Below are 16,321 nucleotides of genomic sequence, written 5' to 3'. Positions count from 1 at the left end.
ACTTAACAGATTAGATGTTTTATTTATTACAAATACATTTTATATAATCCCGCATATAATGAGATAATTACTGACTTTTTCTTGATCCAAGTATATATAGTCGCTTAAATTTTTTTTAATTTTGCTTAAATATAAATACTAAAATTTTTTTAATTAGCAATGATTTCGTGATATTATTATTTATATAAAGATTTTTAAATAATGGGTAGGCTTGGCTGTAATAAAAATTTGGCTAACACTCCGATTATTAAAAGCATTTAAGATTCATTCCTTTTATTATCCCATAATTTCACCATTTAAAATTTTTTCGCTAGAAATAAATTGAAAATCAAAACACTTTTTTAAATTAAAATAGTTGGGAAAAGATTGGAATAAAACCAAGGAAGAACATTTGAATTGCATATATGCTGAATAAATTAAAACAAGTTAAAGCAGCTTTAGCTTATAAAAACTCTCAGAATCTTGGCGATTTTGCTATTTTAAAATCGGATATTTTGGGTGCGAAAGTTTCTCCACAAGTTGCGGATAAATTGCAAAATGTAGTGGGATATTACCCGCGAATTGATTTAGATAAATTAATTGAATATCCAGAAGGTAGTTTTGGACGGGAATATGCAGAGCATATGAAGAGAAACAACCTTCAAACACTTCATATTAGTCCCGAATTAGATGATGTTGCTCAACGTAATGTTTTCGCTTTGCGATATGTTATTACTCACGATATTTTTCATGTTTTACTTAATTTTGATACCAGTTATGCAGGAGAAATTGGAGTATTAGCATTTGCTGCCGCACAAAATTATAGTAAGTCTTTGAAAATCAGCTTTTGGTTGGCAAAAATACTTTATCCAATTATTGCACCACGACAAGTTAAAGCGATTGTTGCTAATCAACGAAAAGGGGGAGAATTAGGTAGAGAGGCTGAGTTTTTACTAGGATATCGCTTTGAAGAACATTGGGATGAAGCTTTGGATAAAGTTAGGAAAGATTTGGGATTACCGCAAATTTGGTTGTCTCGCGAGTATTCTACTGTAAGGGAATAAGGGCTTCAGCCCTTACTAGTACAGTACGGCGGAAATAAAGTACCCATTTTTAACGGCTGCAATCTATATCCTATAAGACTTTTTACTTCTTACTTCCGCGCAGTGGTACTAGGAACTTGAAATTCAAACTCCCATCACCACTCTTCAGCCCAGTAAATAATTTCTGAAGTCGTATTATTAATTGCGACTCCATAGCTATCTCCATGATTCCAGGAAAAGTCGTCAGAGGTGCTGCGATTATTGGCGTTTAATACTAATATTTCGTAAGTTGACGGAAAACTTTCTGCTTGTAAGTCGCTGGTATATAAAAAAGTAGTAGGTACGCCATTTTCCTGATTTGCGTGGTCATTTGTATCACCACCTTGAAATTTATGTTTGGCTATATTTCTATATTTATTAATTGCTTTTCTTATTTGTTGTTCTGGTAATTTCATTCTGAGTTGAAAAATTCGTCCGTATTCTGGGGAACCAGGATAAAAAATAACCCGCGTATCTTTAGCTTCAGTAGGAATGATGGCGGGGAAATGATTTATTAATGCTTGATTAGACCAGGTATGATGACGAATATCTTGATAATTTGAGGAATCTATTACTACTTCAGTTGATTTTTTATTATTAAAAGCCTGTGTCAAAAAGAATCCTCCCCCGACAGTTCCTACACCTCCCAAAGATAGTAAAGCTATCATGGTGAATTTCAATATATATGCTTGCTTCATCGAATCCTAGATTTTAACTAAATCAAATAGATATATATTCAACTAGTAATAAATATCGTATATTTACACATCTAGCCTTAGATATATTTACTCTATTTTTACATAAAATCAGTAATAATTCGGATTACAGGGAGCAGTCAGCAGTGAGAGAGGAAGTAGAGGGGGGAGATGGGGAGACAAGAGGACAAGAGGACAAGGAGAAGATATATTATTAACTCTTAACTCCTAACTCTTAACTCCTAACTGTTCACTGTTAACTGTAAAAACTCCCAATTATCATTCCGGCAAGCAAAATAAAACCAATCCAAACGTTTTGTCGGAACATCTCACCATATGCTGCATTTGGTAACTCTGTTTTTTTCAAGCGTAAATATTGCCATGCCCATCCAGCAAACGCGATCGCAACACTTATCCAAAATACAAAATTAAGATGTGTGACTATTCCCAACCAAATTAATAAACTAATAGTGCCAATAAAAAAGACAGCAATCGCTTCTTGTACATAGTTACCAAAAAATAAGGCGCTGGAATTAACGCCGATGCGTTTGTCGTCTTCGCGATCGCTCATGGCATAAAGGGTATCAAATCCTAAAGTCCACAATACAGTGGCACCCCACAGCAGCCAAGTTGGTTGTGAAAGGTTTTGCGTAACTGCACTCCAGCTAATTAATATGGCGAAACCCCAAGCAATAGAAAGCACTAACTGAGGTACGGGAAACACTCGTTTTGCACCTGGATAAAGCACGATTACGGGAACAGCTGCGACGCACAACCAGAACGAAAGCGGATTAAGATAAAAAGCGAGAATTGCAGCACAGATAAGAGCTACTACCGCTACAACTATCCCGATTTTTATAGATAATGCGCGAGAAGCAAGGGGACGATTTTTAGTTCTTTCAACTTCGGGATCTATATCTTTATCCCATAAATCGTTGACAACGCATCCTAAAGCACTTGTAGCAAGAGTGCCTAAAACGATTACTCCTACTAATGGCAAAGGCGGTTTTCCTTGTGCTGCTAAAAACACTGCCCACAAACCGGGAATCATCAAGATTAATCTTCCTTCCGGTTTATTCCACCGTAGAAGTCGCATTACTTTACTAAATGTAGATTCAATTTTTTGTTTTGGTTGAGTAACCATACCAATCGAAAAATTACTAATATGACAATTTACACTTCTTAACAACTATAGAATAATTTCATTTGATATCTGTAAAACAATTATAAAACCAGATAAAAACTAAACTATGTCTGGATGCTTTGCGGTGATGTTGTAGAAAAAGACAGCATCAGTTGGTTATTAAATGCAAGCTCAAGTCGCAATTATTAAAATTTATTCAGATTATTTCGTCATCTGCCCCTAAATCAAATTATTGTACCCATAGGATTCCGAACAATTAACTATTACTACGTTTTATAGAAAAAACCAAATGTTTAATTCAGCTATGACAACAACAGAGGATGTTTCCACTCAAAACGTTGAGTCTGAGCGCATAATTGCTGCGATTGACTTAGGTACGAACTCTGTACATATGGTAATTGTACGACTTGAACCTCAAATACCATCTTTTAGCATTATTGGTAAGGAAAAAGAAACCGTTCGACTTGGCGATCGCGATATTGAGACGGGAAATCTCAAGCTCAAGATAATGGAAAGGACTGTAAATGCTTTAAAGCGTTTTCAAGAGATTGCCAAAACTTTGAATGCAGAGGCCGTAATCGCGGTAGCAACTAGCGCCATAAGGGAAGCACCCAACGGTAGAGAATTTCTGTACCGCATCAAAAGAGAGTTAAATTTGCACGTTGATTTAATTTCTGGGCAAGAAGAAGCGCGACGGATTTATTTAGGCGTGCTTTCGGGAATGGAATTTAACAACGAAGCCCATACTATTATTGATATTGGCGGTGGTTCTACTGAGTTAATATTAGGTGATTCCCACGAGGAACGCTGTCTTAATAGTACTAAAGTTGGTGCGGTAAGGTTAACCAGTGAAATAATTACCACCGATCCAATTAGCGACCAAGAATTTAACTATTTGAAAGCCTACGCACGGGGAATGCTCGAACGTAGTGTAGAAGAAGTCCTATCAAACGTGAACTTTGGCGAAAAGCTGCGTTTAGTAGGGACTTCCGGCACAATTGAAACCTTAGCGAATATTCATGCAAAAGATGCATCAGATTCTATTCCCTCAACATTAAACGGCTACAGCTTCACTTTAAAAGATTTACGGGAAATGGTATCGCGCTTGCGTAAAATGACTAATTCCGAGCGATCGGAGATACCCGCTATGCCAGAGAATAGGTCAGAAGTTATACTAGCAGGTGCAGTAATTTTACAAGAAGCAATGACACTTTTGGGTGTAGAATCGATAACCACCTGCGAGCGGGCTTTACGAGAAGGAGTAATTGTAGATTGGATGTTAGCGCACGATTTAATAGATAATCGTCTGCGCTTCCAAAGCACGATTAGACAGCGAAGCGTTTTAAAAATCGCCAAAAAATATCACGTCGATTTAGAATATAGCGAACGAATAGCAACACTTGCTTTATCATTATTCGATCAAACCAAAAACCATTTACACCAATGGGGCAATCAAGAAAGATTTTTATTATGGGCAGCTTCAGAATTACATAACTGCGGACACTATATAAGTCATTCTTCCCATCATAAACACTCATATTATTTAATTCGTAACAGCGGGTTGTTAGGTTATAACGAAACTGAAATCGAAATTATCGCTAACTTAGCGCGTTATCATCGTAAATCTCAACCCAAGAAAAAGCATGAAAATTTTCAAAACTTAGCTACAAAAGAGCATAAATTAGTAGTAGAACAATTAAGTCCGCTTTTGAGACTAGCAACATCTTTAGATAGAAGACAAATTGGAGCAGTATCGAGAATTGAGTGCGATTATCGTAAAGATGACAAAGAATTACATTTGAAAGTTTTTCCAGCCAATATAGATGATGATTGTGCTATAGAGCTTTGGAGTTTGAGCTATAGTAAGTTGATATTTGAGGAAGTCTTTGGGGTTAAGTTGATTGCGAGTTTGTAGGGAGGTTGGTTTAATTATTCGTGAAATCAGCCGCGAAATCACCTGCGAAATCACCCGCAGCCTAGAAGGCTGGGGCTATAGAAACAAAGCCCACCTCCGTGGGCTCGATTAATAGGATGTTTTTATGTTGAATCGGTATCAATTTGTAGGGTGTGTTACGGCTTTTAAATATTGTTGAAACTTGAGAATTTATATAGCCGTAACGCACCATCGGATATTTAGGCAAAATTAGACGAGTAAGGATGCTCCGTTTAAAACCGTTGGGGAATCATTTTTAAGTAATAGTAGAAACCCATAATTGCCCGGAAATCAATTTTCGGGCTAATAGCGGAAGTCCATTGAAGTTCACATTTTGTACTGTTTTCAATTAGCTTTCACAACCGCCTTGGAATAAATTCCCAAGCTCATATATAAAGTCTGATAAATCAGACTAGGTATGGTTTTTAGTGCGTTTTAACGTACTTTGTATATCAGCCTGGAAATTGATTTCAAGGCGGGCATATAAGCTCAACGATATTGATGTGAGATGTGAGTTTAAATGGACTAAATTAAATATAATTATTATTTTATGTAGCTTGAGTTGAGTAACCGTCTTCGTAGCCTGCCGAAGGCATAACCCAACATTTTAAATCCAACATTCTAATGATAAAGCTTTGATTTGTTGAATTCTCAAAAAGTCGCTATCTCTAGAAACAATAGTTAAATTATTTTGCAACGCGATAGCTGCTATCCATATATCGTTTTCATCAAAACCTAAATCCGTAACTTTAGTTTTTCTCCGTTTACTTTTTTCTTTTGGTGCAAATTGCTTGAATAAAGCCGCTTTTATTTGACCGTAAATACTGGCTGTTTCTTCTGTTATCCGGTAGATGCGGATATCTTCTAAAAATTGTGTTAATCGAGCTAAATTATTTTCCCTTTGTTGGGATTTTTCCATCATGAATGTGAGTTCACCTTGCACAATTACACAAGTAAAAATATTGTCTTCTCCAACTTCATTCACGCGCTCGATAACCTTTGGTTCACCTAAAATAATCGCACTACAATGATTGGTATCTAATAAATACATTATTCAAAAGGATTTTCTTCATCAAATTTAGCTTTACCACGGGTAGCATATACTGATTGAAGACATTCCTCAAAATCATCACCTTGCCAAGTTCCCGCGTGTCGAAGAATCGAACGTCCAGAAGCAGCACGGTATGTAAGTTGTTCTTCGTTACCAGAATCAATAGAATCACTTGAAGAAACAGCTTCTTGCTGTGCTATTTTGAATTCTTTTTCTGTATAACTAGTTTTAATACCGCGAATTAAATTGAGTGCTTCTGCGAATAATTCTGGTGGTAAAGTTTCTATTTCTTGGATTAATAATTCTTTGGTAGTCATAAAACACTTCCAATTATTTTTCTTTTATTGTAATAGACATCTCCTAAAACACCCAAAACCATACTATAACTACCTTTTAAATTGCGATACACCTTTGGTGTCGGCTTCGCCTATCGCCAATAACAAAGGTAGCTAGTTTGCACGCAAAAATAGGCATTAGATATTGTTGCTATTGATAATTAGCGAAAAAATAGAATCTATCTAAAAGAATTTATTTTTGATCTATTCAATTTTCTCATAACTAAAAAATAAATGTACCAATTCGGAGTCTAACAAGTCCGCAAATAGTCATTATTATCTGTTCGTAAGAGGCGTGAATTTAATCGAAATCGTTCTGCCCGCTACTCTAAATACCTTCACTAAACGAATTAAATGTTCCACAAAAATTCGTTCAGATGCTAACTCTTTGTTTTTCTGCTAATATCAATAGTTAACTCTTTATTTTGAGGTTTTTTCTTCGGCGTTTTTATTGATTCTCCACCTTCATATGCTTTATCGCCATGAAATTTTTGTTTTGGGTCAAAACCTTTCTTACTTTCATTAAATATACTTATGTCGCTTTTCGGCCCAGATTTGTTAGAAACCACATCAACAATATCTTTCCCCTAAAGGTAAGACGATTAATTGGCTTTTCCGAGTATGATTTACTTTTTTACCTGAATAATATTTTTTTTGCTCCTTATAGTCGCTAGGTCTTTCTATAGGCTGTTCGTAGCTATCTACTATTAACTCGAATTCGGTTAAAACCTCTTTAACAATTTCGTAGTCACTGGAGTTTTTTTTACCTCTTCAAGTAAACTTGATGGTAGCAATTATTCTAACAATGGAAACCAATAATTAAACGTATAATTTGCAGTAGTTTCACTTACTCCAAATTGAATGCCGAGAAGTTGAAATGTTGTCAAATGCCTTAAGTATGTTAAAGCCAATATCACTTGCTCAGATAGTGACAGTTTTGGTTTTCGACCTCCTCCACCTCGAATAATTCGCATTTTTTTAGATTCAGCCAATTTCATTTTATGACTATGTAGTTCTATCACTTTTTCTAAAAGTTATTTTAGTTGTTCATACTTTAAACCTAGCAAACGCTGTGATTCTTTAGGATTCTTTTCAATATAATCTAATAGACTAGTCATAAGATTGCGATAAAAACACCCTTTTATATTATTTTATCAGAGACTAATTATTTTTTGGAGATATCTATTAATTCATTAGTGAAACTCCCCGAAAATACAACCGATGATCAAAATCAAATAAACGCAGGTTATCTATTACTAATTTTCATCGTCAAATCAATCCCATTCATATTTTTTTTATTCTCAAAATAAATATTAACCAATTTAAGATTCCTTGATGCTGCTTGTAAAAACCCTTGACAGACATGTTCAGAATTAGTTAAATATTCAACAGGGAATAAAGCTTAAGGTACATACATTAGTATAATTTACGAGTTAACTATGACTAATTTTGAGCAAAGCGATCAAATGGAAATCAAGGATACTCAACCAAAACCATCCTATTCATCAACTCAAGGAATGCCCTTCCCTCTGAAAGTAATTGAATATTTATCTTTAGCTATTTTTATTGGTTTTGGTATTATTGCTCTTGCCCTTCCAGGGAATCCAAAAATTATAATCGCTGAAGCTATATCTCTGGCTATATTTGTTTTTCTGTTTTTTATAGATTTACAAATATCTCAAACTGCTCGTCAAACTGCCTATCAAGATGATAGGCAGAAAAAAGCAGATCTCTATCTGATGAATAATCAGAAAAAATTGATTAATAATCCAATCACACCAGCAAGAGAAAAGGCTTTAGACTATGCTCAAGAATTGATTAAAGATTACAAAAGCACTAGAGCGACATCAAGAAATCTTTACTATGGATTGCAAATAGGAACAATTATTTTGACTGGGGTTACACCGATTTTAGTTTTGGTAGACAAATTGCAAGCTGGCCAAAATTGGCTAAAATGGCTCCCTGTAATTTTTCCTGCGGTTGCTTCTATAGTCGCTAGTGTTGTTACTTCCTTTCCTTTTCAGGAAAATTGGATTTCTGCTAACACAACTGTTGAATTATTAGAAGCAGAACAAGAAAAGTTTGTCTTAGGAATAACTCCATTGTACCGCTGCTATGACTCAATTAACGAAAACGAACAACAAAAAAAGGCAAAGAAGTCTATCGAAAACTTTATTACCCAAGTGAATAATATTCATCTCAAGCAAATACAAGAAACTAGTAGCATTTTAAATAACGAGGATAAAGCAGAAAAACCGGAGCAGGAGAAAACAGAACAAATAGTAGAACAATCTAACTTACCAGTAAGCTAAAAAGCATTTAAATCATATATCAGGGTGGGCATGGATGCCCACTCCAAAATAATTACAATAGACGACATGGCAGGAATTGAAAATACCCCTCTCCAAACCTCTCCCCCACGCTTGAGAGAGGCTTAAAAAACCCCCATTACCTCATAGGGAAGGGGGTAGGGGGCTCGCGGTTTGCGTGTAATTTGAATAGAAATGTTTTCCGGAGATGTCTATTGTATTCCCTGGCGGTTGGGAAACAAAACGAATAAACCCAACAATTCATTAATAAAAACTATTATTTACATTAAATTAACCTGTAGCAAAAATATCCAATAACCCTTGGTATCAACTGCTAAACTATTCTTGATAATTCAAAAACTATTAAAATTTAGATACGATATATAAAAAATAAATAACCCCAAAGGATAAAAAAATGACCAAAACCGAAATAGCCAGATACTTAGGAAAAGTTGGCGAAGAATACGAAAAAATCGTCAAATGCCGACTATATTCAGATTTAGAAGTAATTTACGAATGGTGGGTTCCTAATACAGAAATGTACCATCACGAAAAAATGAAATTAGAAGATATCGCAATTGAAATACAGGTAGAGCTTGCCAAAAACGCTATACAAAATCCAGGTTTTGCACAACTACCGAATGATGTTCAAGAATTGCTCAATCAAAAAAGCAAAATAACTAGTAATTCTAAGTAGTTATTACCCATTACCCATTATTCTGCTGTTCCAATACACTAGAATGCAATCGCAACAGTTGTTTATCTTCTATTCCTACCGTTTCCAATCCCTTAACGGTTTGCATTAAATATTCAGCACTCGAACCGAGTTCACCTTTCGCTGTGGCAAGAGTATTAACTGTGGTTTCAAAAGACATTTTACCGGCGTAATCTGGATGATGGCGATTGATTATAAAGGCGATTGCCATTACTTCCTCTGTTCCATCAACTACTTTTACCCATCGGGGAATATACGAACCAATCACCATTTCTCGCCGCCAGAGCAGCAACAATTCCGACTCCATATCAGCGGCGGGGATACGATAAACAACACCGCGACAGCTACCCCCAGAATCCAAACCCAGCACCAAACCCGGATGTTCTGGAGTGCCCCTACCAACTAATGCCCGTAAACAAAAGCGGCGATGCCAACCGTAAACAGTTCCCACACGACGTTCGGTAAAATTAAACGCAGGATTCCAAATTAACGAACCGTAAGCGAACAGCCAAACATCAGTATTTGGTTTATGAACCTTAAGAGTAACGCGAATAGACTCTTGCAACTGACTTTCGCTTAATAGTTGCATTCCCAAACCCGATTGCGAAATCATTTGATGCAAGCGGCTAGATTCTAAATCAGCGCGAGTTAGTGACATATGAAGAAGGGGATAGGGGATTGGGGATGGGGATTGGTAATTGGTAATTGAGGGAAATATTATTCTATCTAATCGGAACCTTTGAAGAAAGTAAAATGTAGGTTGGGTTAGGCGCACGAGCAATATAAAGCCAATACAAAAAATATAATTTGCAACCTAACCCAACATCGAATATGGCGCTTTCTTTTAAAATTTAAATTCCCTAAAATCTATTTCTCGAAAATCTTGTCCATCTAACTTCGATGCACTGATTCTTAATCCAGCAAAGTCTCTCTCGCCAGAAGCATATCTTTTAAGTAACTTTTCACCACTGATAAGCTTTCTTCCATCATCCATAATCACACCCTATATCAACAAAATATTTAATTTTAACTCTAAACTCTTGTGGGATGGGCATCCCTGCCCGTCCGATTATACAAAAATTTTCTCTAACAACCACAAATTTAATGTTGGGTTAGGTTGCAAATATCAATTATTGGTATCGCTTCAAATATCCAAAATGCGCCTAACCCAACCTACAATCCCCAATGCCCAATCCCCAAAATAAGTATTAATGCCTTTACAAAACGCAATAATTAGTTAAGATAAATTTAACCTTGACCTGCGTAAATCAAATCAGTAATCCCATGCAGTTAAATAAAAGTGCGTCCCTGGATTCTTCTTTAAAGCCATTGTTATTAATTTCGCCTTTTTTCCTTTGGGGTACGGCGATGGTGGCGATGAAAGGAGTTATGCCGCATACTACGCCTTTTTTCTTAGCTGGAATGCGACTACTACCGGCTGGGATACTGGTTTTAGTTGCAGCGGCATTTATGGGTAAACCTCAACCGAAGGGCTGGAAGGCTTGGCTGTGGATTGCTTTGTTTGCATTAGTTGATGGAGCGCTGTTTCAAGGCTTTTTAGCAGAAGGTTTAGTTAGAACTGGTGCGGGTTTAGGTTCGGTGATGATTGATTCACAACCTTTAGCCGTAGCACTGTTATGTTCGTGGCTGTTTGCGGAAAAAATCGGTTTATACGGATGGTTGGGGTTAGCAATCGGGGTTACTGGTATTAGTCTAATTGGTTTACCCGATGAATTAATTTTGAGTATTTTCTCTAATACTCCCGAATCTTCGTTTACGATTTCTCAATCATTTTTCCAGAGCGGCGAATTTTTGATGCTGCTGGCTGCGTTAAGTATGGCTGTGGGAACGGTGATGATTCGGTTTGTCACCCGTCATGCCGATGCTGTTACCGCTACCGGATGGCACATGATAATCGGTGGTTTACCGTTGTGGGGAATTTCCGCAACTACAGAATCTCAACAATGGCAGAATTTAATTCCCTCGGATTGGGTAGCTTTGGGTTATGCCGCTATATTTGGTAGTGCGATCGCCTACGGTGTGTTTTTCTATTTCGCTTCTAGTGGAAATCTTACAAGTTTAAGTTCTTTAACTTTTTTAACCCCGATATTTGCCTTGATCTTTGGCAATATCTTATTAAATGAAGTTCTAAGTACTTTGCAATGGGTGGGAGTTACGATAACTTTAGTCAGTATTTATTTGATAAATCAGCGCGATGCTTTAGGAAGACAGAATAATAAAGCAAATTTAGCCCAGATAACTACGCAACCCGCTTTTGAAGCATCAGATAATCAACTCACTCCTCTGAAAATATCAGTCAAAGAATCGGAGCCAGAAATTTTACAGTAAACAAACATTATCAATTCACTTCACAACTCTTGTGGTACGGGCATCCTACGCTTATCAATGTGACATACAGTGAAGAATCAACTAGCTCTTTATATATTGATTAAATTTTTTTGTCAGGAAAAAAGTTAACATTTAAGTAAATTAAAGTTATTGTTGTGTCGGTAACTTTTAAACTACTGTTTTGCTGAAATTTGCTGTATGAGGCGATGCCATTATTCTATAGTTATATTTACTTATCTGAGTTGCTTTGGATTTAACATCAATCCGGCAGTTGCGGTTAGCTATGAGAAAACACCATCTTTATTAAAAGTTGCTCAAGCTGATTCGGATGATACAACTTCACGCTCTAACCTGAGAATAGGTAGTGTGGGAGATGATGTAAAAGTACTCCAAGCCCAATTAAAAAAATTGGGTTATTACAATGGCATCCCCGACGGACAGTTTCGTGCAACTACGCGCATAGCTGTAATTGAATTTCAGCAAAAGAAGGGTTTGCTTGCCGACGGTATTGCAGGTAGTCAAACCAGGGAAGTCTTAAAAACAGCAACTTTAGAAAAAAGTAGTTTTACGTCTACACCTAGCTTAGAACCTGTATCTGAAGAAACTCCAGAGGAACAAAAATCTTCATCAACCGACTGGATTAAACTGGCTTTTATCGCGATGGGAATATTGGCTGGTGCAGGTACTTTATTCTATCTATTTCAATTGTTCAGGTATTCCAAACGAGCAAAAAATCCTGGCACCTATGCTAACGATGATCTAGATGATGATACAGAAATAGTTCAACCACCCCAATATGAATTTACAGATACCGATCGAGATCAAAAATATTTGCCAACAAGCGATGTTGAAGATATTCCACCCACAATTACACCATCTGCACCAATAATTCCTACAGAAAAAACTTCGCGTTTAGCCAAGGTTAACGTTGTAGATGAATTAATTGAGGATTTAGAGAGTTCCAACCCTACACTACGACGTAAAGCCATTTGGGAATTAGGACAAAAAGGTGATTCGCGAGCGATTCAGCCATTGGTAGAGCAGATGGTTGATGCCGATTCGCAACAACGTAGTTTAATTTTGGCTGCTTTATCCGAAATTGGTACTCGCACCCTCAAACCAATGAATCGCGCTTTAGCAGTATCAATGCAAGACGAAAGCCCCGACGTGCGGAAAAACGCCATCCGCGACTTAACCCGCGTATATGACGTAATGGCTCAAATTAGTCAAATGCTATCGATGGCAGCCGAAGACGAAGATCCAGAAGTACAAGAAACTGCCAGGTATGCAATTTCGCAAATGAATCGAATACGTATCTTGCCATCAGAAGGAACACAAACGCGCGTGCAACATCCAGAAAAGTGGGAAGACAGCGAGCAGTGAACAGGCAGTAGGCAGTAGGCAGTAGGGAAATAGTTATATGTTACCCCATCCCCCCATCCCCCTAGCATTAAGCAACCTAGAGACTTAATATTTACTTATTATTAAGCCTTGATTGCGGATGAAATTACTGTTCGTTTCTACCCCCGTGGGGCCTCTTGGTTCTGGATTGGGTGGTGGTGTGGAATTAAGTTTGTACAATATTGCCAAAGAAGTTATGCGGCGGGGACACGATTTACAAATTGTTGCTCCTGCTGGCTCTACATGGGATGACTTGCCGATAATGCAGATTTCGGGGAGTTTACAAATTATTGCCCAAAGTTTAGAGCGAGAAACACCGATCGCAATGCCGAGCAATCCCGTTTTAGCTAATATGTGGGATTATGTTCGTCAAGTTGAGAGCGAATATGACTTAATTGTTAACTTTGCTTACGATTGGTTGCCTTTTTACTTGACACCTTTTCTTAAAATCCCAGTAGCTCATTTTGTTAGCATGGCTTCTCTCTCGGATGCTCTCGATCTGATTATTGTCCAAACTTCAAAACAATTTCCCGGCACAATTGGTTTTTACACTTCCGCACAGGCTGCTACTTTTCCCGAATTAACTTTTCCCATATATTATTTGAGCAGCGGCATAGATTTATCTTTGTATCAATTTTGCGGCAAACCGAAACAACAATTTGCTTGGTTAGGGCGTATTTCTCCGGAAAAAGGTTTAGAAGATGCGCTCGCTGTAGCAAAGAGTACTAACATTCCTCTCAAAGTTATGGGTAAAATTCAAGATGAATCTTACTGGCAGAAAATCCAGCAAGTATACTCAAATGCACCTTTTGAGTATCTAGGGTTTTTATCTACTAAAGAAATGCAGCAAGTTGTTCGTCAGTGTCAGGCGTTAATTATGACACCTCGCTGGGTGGAAGCATTTGGGAATGTAGCAATTGAAGCATTAGCTTGTGGAGTTCCCGTAATTTCCTATAGTCGAGGTGGCCCCGCATCTATTATTAAACACGGCGAAACTGGTTTTTTAGTAGAGCCAGATAGCGTTACTGGATTAATAGAAGCTACAAAGCGTTTGGATCGAATAAACCGTCAAACTTGCCGAGATACCGCACAAAAAGTATTCTCTTTAGAAGCATTAGGCGAACGTTTTGAAAAATGGTTTGTGGACATTTTGAATTTTCAGGTTTAAAATTCGGAAAATTTCAGAAGTTTTTAGGTTTGTTGATTATTTTTTCAACTCATTTTACGGATAAACACTTCCTAATTGCGAACTAGGAAACACAATCGAAGAATGACATCTTCCCCATCCATCTCTATTACAAATAACCAGCAATCAATGCAAGTCAAAATTCAACACACCAACAATCTACTAATACCGCAACCTTTAGAGCCAGGAGACTTATTGAGAGTAATTGCTCCTAGCGGTGCTTTGCGAGAATTTAAAGCATTGCAATGTGGTGTAGAAATTTGGCGATCGCGAGGTTATCAAGTAGAAGTAATTCCGGAAATAGAAGATAGATGGGGATATTTAGCTGGTAATGACGAAAATCGCCGCAATCACTTAGCCGCAGCTTGGCAAGACCCCGAATGTCGCGGTATTCTTTGCGCTAGAGGTGGTTTTGGCACTACAAGAATTTTGGAAGAATGGACGTGGATGTTGCAAAATCAAGAAACTCCCAACGCTTCCAAACCAAAATGGTTAATAGGTTTCTCCGATATCACAGCTTTATTGTGGAGTCTTTACAAAGCTGGGATTTGTGGAATTCATGCACCCGTAATGACTACTTTAGCGGAAGAACCAACTTGGTCAATACAAAGATTATTCGATTTAGTAGAAGGTAAATCTCTTGAACCTTTAAAAGGTAAAGGATGGGGAGGTGGCATTGTTAGCGGTAAATTACTTCCAGCAAACCTTACCGTCGCAACTCATCTTTTGGGTACCCCAATGCAGCCAGAGCTTGATGGCGTAATTTTAGCAATAGAAGACGTAGGAGAAGCCCCCTACCGCATCGATAGAATGCTAACTCAATGGCGAATGAGTGGAGCTTTATCAAAAATAGTCGGAGTTGCTGTAGGTAGCTTTACCAATTGCGAAGTACCAGCAAATATTCCTAGTTTTAGTGTAGATGAAGTTTTGCGCGATCGCCTTGGGGATTTAGGTATTCCCGTAGTTTCAGACTTACCCTTCGGACATCAAGCACCCAATGCAGCTTTACCCGTAGGTGTAACGGTAACTTTGGATGCTTCGGAAGGGGTTTTAAGTTTTAGTTAACAATTATCAATTATCAATTTGATGACAGTTAACAGTAGGGTGCGTTATGGCTTCAGCCGCGAGCGTACCAAGCAATACTGTCTAATAGTGAAAAGGTTCGTAGTAAGCGATTTATCGCTCTAAGGACTAAAGTCCTCACTATAAACCTTGTTCAAAATTGATAATTGATAATTGTTCATTGATAATTGTTTTTCCGCAAACGACAAAAAGCAATAGCGGGAATAACTGCCAAAATCAATGCTGTCGATCCTTGAGTTAGTAAAAATAAAGTAATATCGCGATGTATTGCTGGAATAAAGTTTTGTACTAAAGAAATAAATAGTATTGAAACGCTAATAAAAAAGTACGAAATCGAAGGTACAAAATTCCACCACCATGCACATTTTACCTGTTTTCGCAATACTAACCATTGCAATAAACCCAGCCATAAACCAGAAAAAATATAAGCAGCCGTTGGTAATATTGCAAAAAAGATTGCTGCTTGTGGTGATATTTGATTTGTTGAAGCAGCCATAGAAGAAATGTAGGCAATCCAAGCTGTAGAAACGGTATTACCTACTAACCAGCCGATTGCAGTTGCAAACATCCATGACCAACCAGAGATATATTTATTTAAGGGAATAGATTGATCTGCGGCGAAAATTAATGCAAATAAACTAGTAGCAATTAACTTTGCAATTTGGAACCACAATAATTCGTTTTGGACAAAATAATCGGGTATATTCTCTCGGAGAATCTTTTCTAAAGCGAGACTGGCAATTCCTCCACCAATCCATCCTAAAGCTGTCATAAACGTAAACAAAACAAAGAATCCTCGCCGTTCGGAACGAGGTATAAGCAAGAAGTTTTTCTGCTTAACATTAGATTCAGACGGACTTTGTGGGATATTTTTAAATAAAGATGGCATAATAATTAACAATAAAGATAATTACGCTTTCACGAGTTTAAAGAGTAAAAGCGTTTTTTAAAGCTTTAGTATGACTATCAAATCTCAGGTTTTTGGAATTGACAAGTTCTCGTTCACCAAAGCCCTTCGGGCAAAAGTCGCGAAGTAAAAAGTAATAAGTAAGAAGTAAT

Annotated in this window: 18 protein-coding genes; 8 read left to right on the top strand and 10 right to left on the bottom strand. The window is 37.2% G+C overall.

What is annotated here, in order from left to right; translation table 11 throughout:
• Positions 1 to 404 precede the first annotated feature (404 nt).
• Positions 405 to 1,043 (top strand): Coq4 family protein, encoded by a 639-nt coding sequence (locus tag ACM03V_RS09635; RefSeq protein WP_414620547.1) that lies wholly within the window; start codon positions 405 to 407, stop codon positions 1,041 to 1,043.
• A 134-nt stretch (positions 1,044 to 1,177) separates the two neighbouring features.
• On the opposite strand, the gene ACM03V_RS09630 is transcribed toward ACM03V_RS09635, so the two are convergent.
• Both ACM03V_RS09630 and ACM03V_RS09625 read right to left on the bottom strand, forming a co-directional pair.
• Positions 1,178 to 1,759 carry a hypothetical protein gene (locus ACM03V_RS09630; RefSeq protein ID WP_414620546.1) on the bottom strand — a complete coding sequence of 194 codons (582 nt, stop codon included), beginning with the start codon at positions 1,757 to 1,759 and terminating at the stop codon, positions 1,178 to 1,180.
• 253 nt (positions 1,760 to 2,012) lie between these two features.
• Positions 2,013 to 2,900 carry a 4-hydroxybenzoate solanesyltransferase gene (locus ACM03V_RS09625; RefSeq protein ID WP_414620545.1) on the bottom strand — a complete coding sequence of 296 codons (888 nt, stop codon included), beginning with the start codon at positions 2,898 to 2,900 and terminating at the stop codon, positions 2,013 to 2,015.
• 289 nt (positions 2,901 to 3,189) lie between these two features.
• On the opposite strand from ACM03V_RS09625, the gene ACM03V_RS09620 reads away from it, so the two are divergent.
• On the top strand, positions 3,190 to 4,815 hold the full coding sequence (locus ACM03V_RS09620; protein ID WP_414620544.1) for a Ppx/GppA phosphatase family protein: 1,626 nt from the start codon (positions 3,190 to 3,192) through the stop codon (positions 4,813 to 4,815).
• Between the two features lie 625 nt (positions 4,816 to 5,440).
• Here ACM03V_RS09620 and ACM03V_RS09615 read toward each other — a convergent pair.
• The 5 genes from ACM03V_RS09615 to ACM03V_RS09595 form a co-directional block, all read right to left on the bottom strand.
• On the bottom strand, positions 5,441 to 5,884 hold the full coding sequence (locus ACM03V_RS09615) for a PIN domain-containing protein (RefSeq protein ID WP_414620543.1): 444 nt from the start codon (positions 5,882 to 5,884) through the stop codon (positions 5,441 to 5,443).
• Positions 5,884 to 6,201 carry a DUF2281 domain-containing protein gene (locus tag ACM03V_RS09610; protein WP_414620542.1) on the bottom strand — a complete coding sequence of 106 codons (318 nt, stop codon included), beginning with the start codon at positions 6,199 to 6,201 and terminating at the stop codon, positions 5,884 to 5,886. The genes ACM03V_RS09615 and ACM03V_RS09610 overlap by 1 nt, the downstream gene beginning before the upstream one ends.
• A gap of 398 nt (positions 6,202 to 6,599) precedes the next feature.
• Entirely contained in the window at positions 6,600 to 6,788 is a 189-nt protein-coding gene (locus ACM03V_RS09605) for a hypothetical protein (RefSeq protein WP_414620541.1), read from the bottom strand.
• Between the two features lies 1 nt (position 6,789).
• A complete protein-coding gene (locus ACM03V_RS09600) occupies positions 6,790 to 6,903 on the bottom strand; it encodes a hypothetical protein (protein ID WP_414620638.1) in 114 nt (37 codons plus the stop codon).
• Positions 6,904 to 7,013: 110 nt separating this feature from the next.
• Positions 7,014 to 7,193 (bottom strand): helix-turn-helix domain-containing protein, encoded by a 180-nt coding sequence (locus tag ACM03V_RS09595; protein WP_414620540.1) that lies wholly within the window; start codon positions 7,191 to 7,193, stop codon positions 7,014 to 7,016.
• Positions 7,194 to 7,658: 465 nt separating this feature from the next.
• Between ACM03V_RS09595 and ACM03V_RS09590 the strand changes: the two genes are divergently transcribed.
• Together ACM03V_RS09590 and ACM03V_RS09585 are read left to right on the top strand one after the other, a co-directional pair.
• Positions 7,659 to 8,531: a DUF4231 domain-containing protein gene (locus ACM03V_RS09590; protein ID WP_414620539.1), complete on the top strand. Its 873-nt coding sequence runs from the start codon at positions 7,659 to 7,661 to the stop codon at positions 8,529 to 8,531.
• A gap of 412 nt (positions 8,532 to 8,943) precedes the next feature.
• Positions 8,944 to 9,225, top strand: a complete 282-nt coding sequence (locus ACM03V_RS09585) for a hypothetical protein (protein ID WP_414620538.1) — start codon at positions 8,944 to 8,946, stop codon at positions 9,223 to 9,225.
• A 10-nt stretch (positions 9,226 to 9,235) separates the two neighbouring features.
• Here the strand turns inward: ACM03V_RS09585 and ACM03V_RS09580 are convergent, their stop codons facing one another.
• A complete protein-coding gene (locus ACM03V_RS09580) occupies positions 9,236 to 9,901 on the bottom strand; it encodes a gamma-glutamylcyclotransferase (RefSeq protein WP_414620537.1) in 666 nt (221 codons plus the stop codon).
• A gap of 186 nt (positions 9,902 to 10,087) precedes the next feature.
• Entirely contained in the window at positions 10,088 to 10,237 is a 150-nt protein-coding gene (locus ACM03V_RS09575) for a hypothetical protein (RefSeq protein ID WP_414620536.1), read from the bottom strand.
• Positions 10,238 to 10,527: 290 nt separating this feature from the next.
• Between ACM03V_RS09575 and ACM03V_RS09570 the strand changes: the two genes are divergently transcribed.
• From ACM03V_RS09570 to ACM03V_RS09555, 4 genes are all read left to right on the top strand, one after another.
• The gene (locus ACM03V_RS09570) at positions 10,528 to 11,592 is read left to right on the top strand and encodes a DMT family transporter (protein WP_414620535.1); all 1,065 of its coding nucleotides are present in this window, start codon (positions 10,528 to 10,530) and stop codon (positions 11,590 to 11,592) included.
• Between the two features lie 198 nt (positions 11,593 to 11,790).
• Positions 11,791 to 12,975 carry a peptidoglycan-binding protein gene (locus tag ACM03V_RS09565; RefSeq protein ID WP_414620534.1) on the top strand — a complete coding sequence of 395 codons (1,185 nt, stop codon included), beginning with the start codon at positions 11,791 to 11,793 and terminating at the stop codon, positions 12,973 to 12,975.
• A gap of 118 nt (positions 12,976 to 13,093) precedes the next feature.
• On the top strand, positions 13,094 to 14,161 hold the full coding sequence (locus tag ACM03V_RS09560; RefSeq protein WP_414620533.1) for a glycosyltransferase family 4 protein: 1,068 nt from the start codon (positions 13,094 to 13,096) through the stop codon (positions 14,159 to 14,161).
• A 147-nt stretch (positions 14,162 to 14,308) separates the two neighbouring features.
• Entirely contained in the window at positions 14,309 to 15,244 is a 936-nt protein-coding gene (locus ACM03V_RS09555; RefSeq protein ID WP_414620637.1) for a S66 peptidase family protein, read from the top strand.
• A 175-nt stretch (positions 15,245 to 15,419) separates the two neighbouring features.
• Here ACM03V_RS09555 and ACM03V_RS09550 read toward each other — a convergent pair whose 3' ends face one another.
• The gene (locus ACM03V_RS09550) at positions 15,420 to 16,151 is read right to left on the bottom strand and encodes a hypothetical protein (protein ID WP_414620532.1); all 732 of its coding nucleotides are present in this window, start codon (positions 16,149 to 16,151) and stop codon (positions 15,420 to 15,422) included.
• Positions 16,152 to 16,321 lie beyond the last annotated feature (170 nt).

It is taken from the genome of Calothrix sp. CCY 0018, assembly GCF_963920925.1.
Taxonomy (GTDB): domain Bacteria; phylum Cyanobacteriota; class Cyanobacteriia; order Cyanobacteriales; family Nostocaceae; genus Rivularia.
Note: the sequence above shows the minus strand (reverse complement) of the source record. Positions and strands in the feature narration are given on the sequence as shown.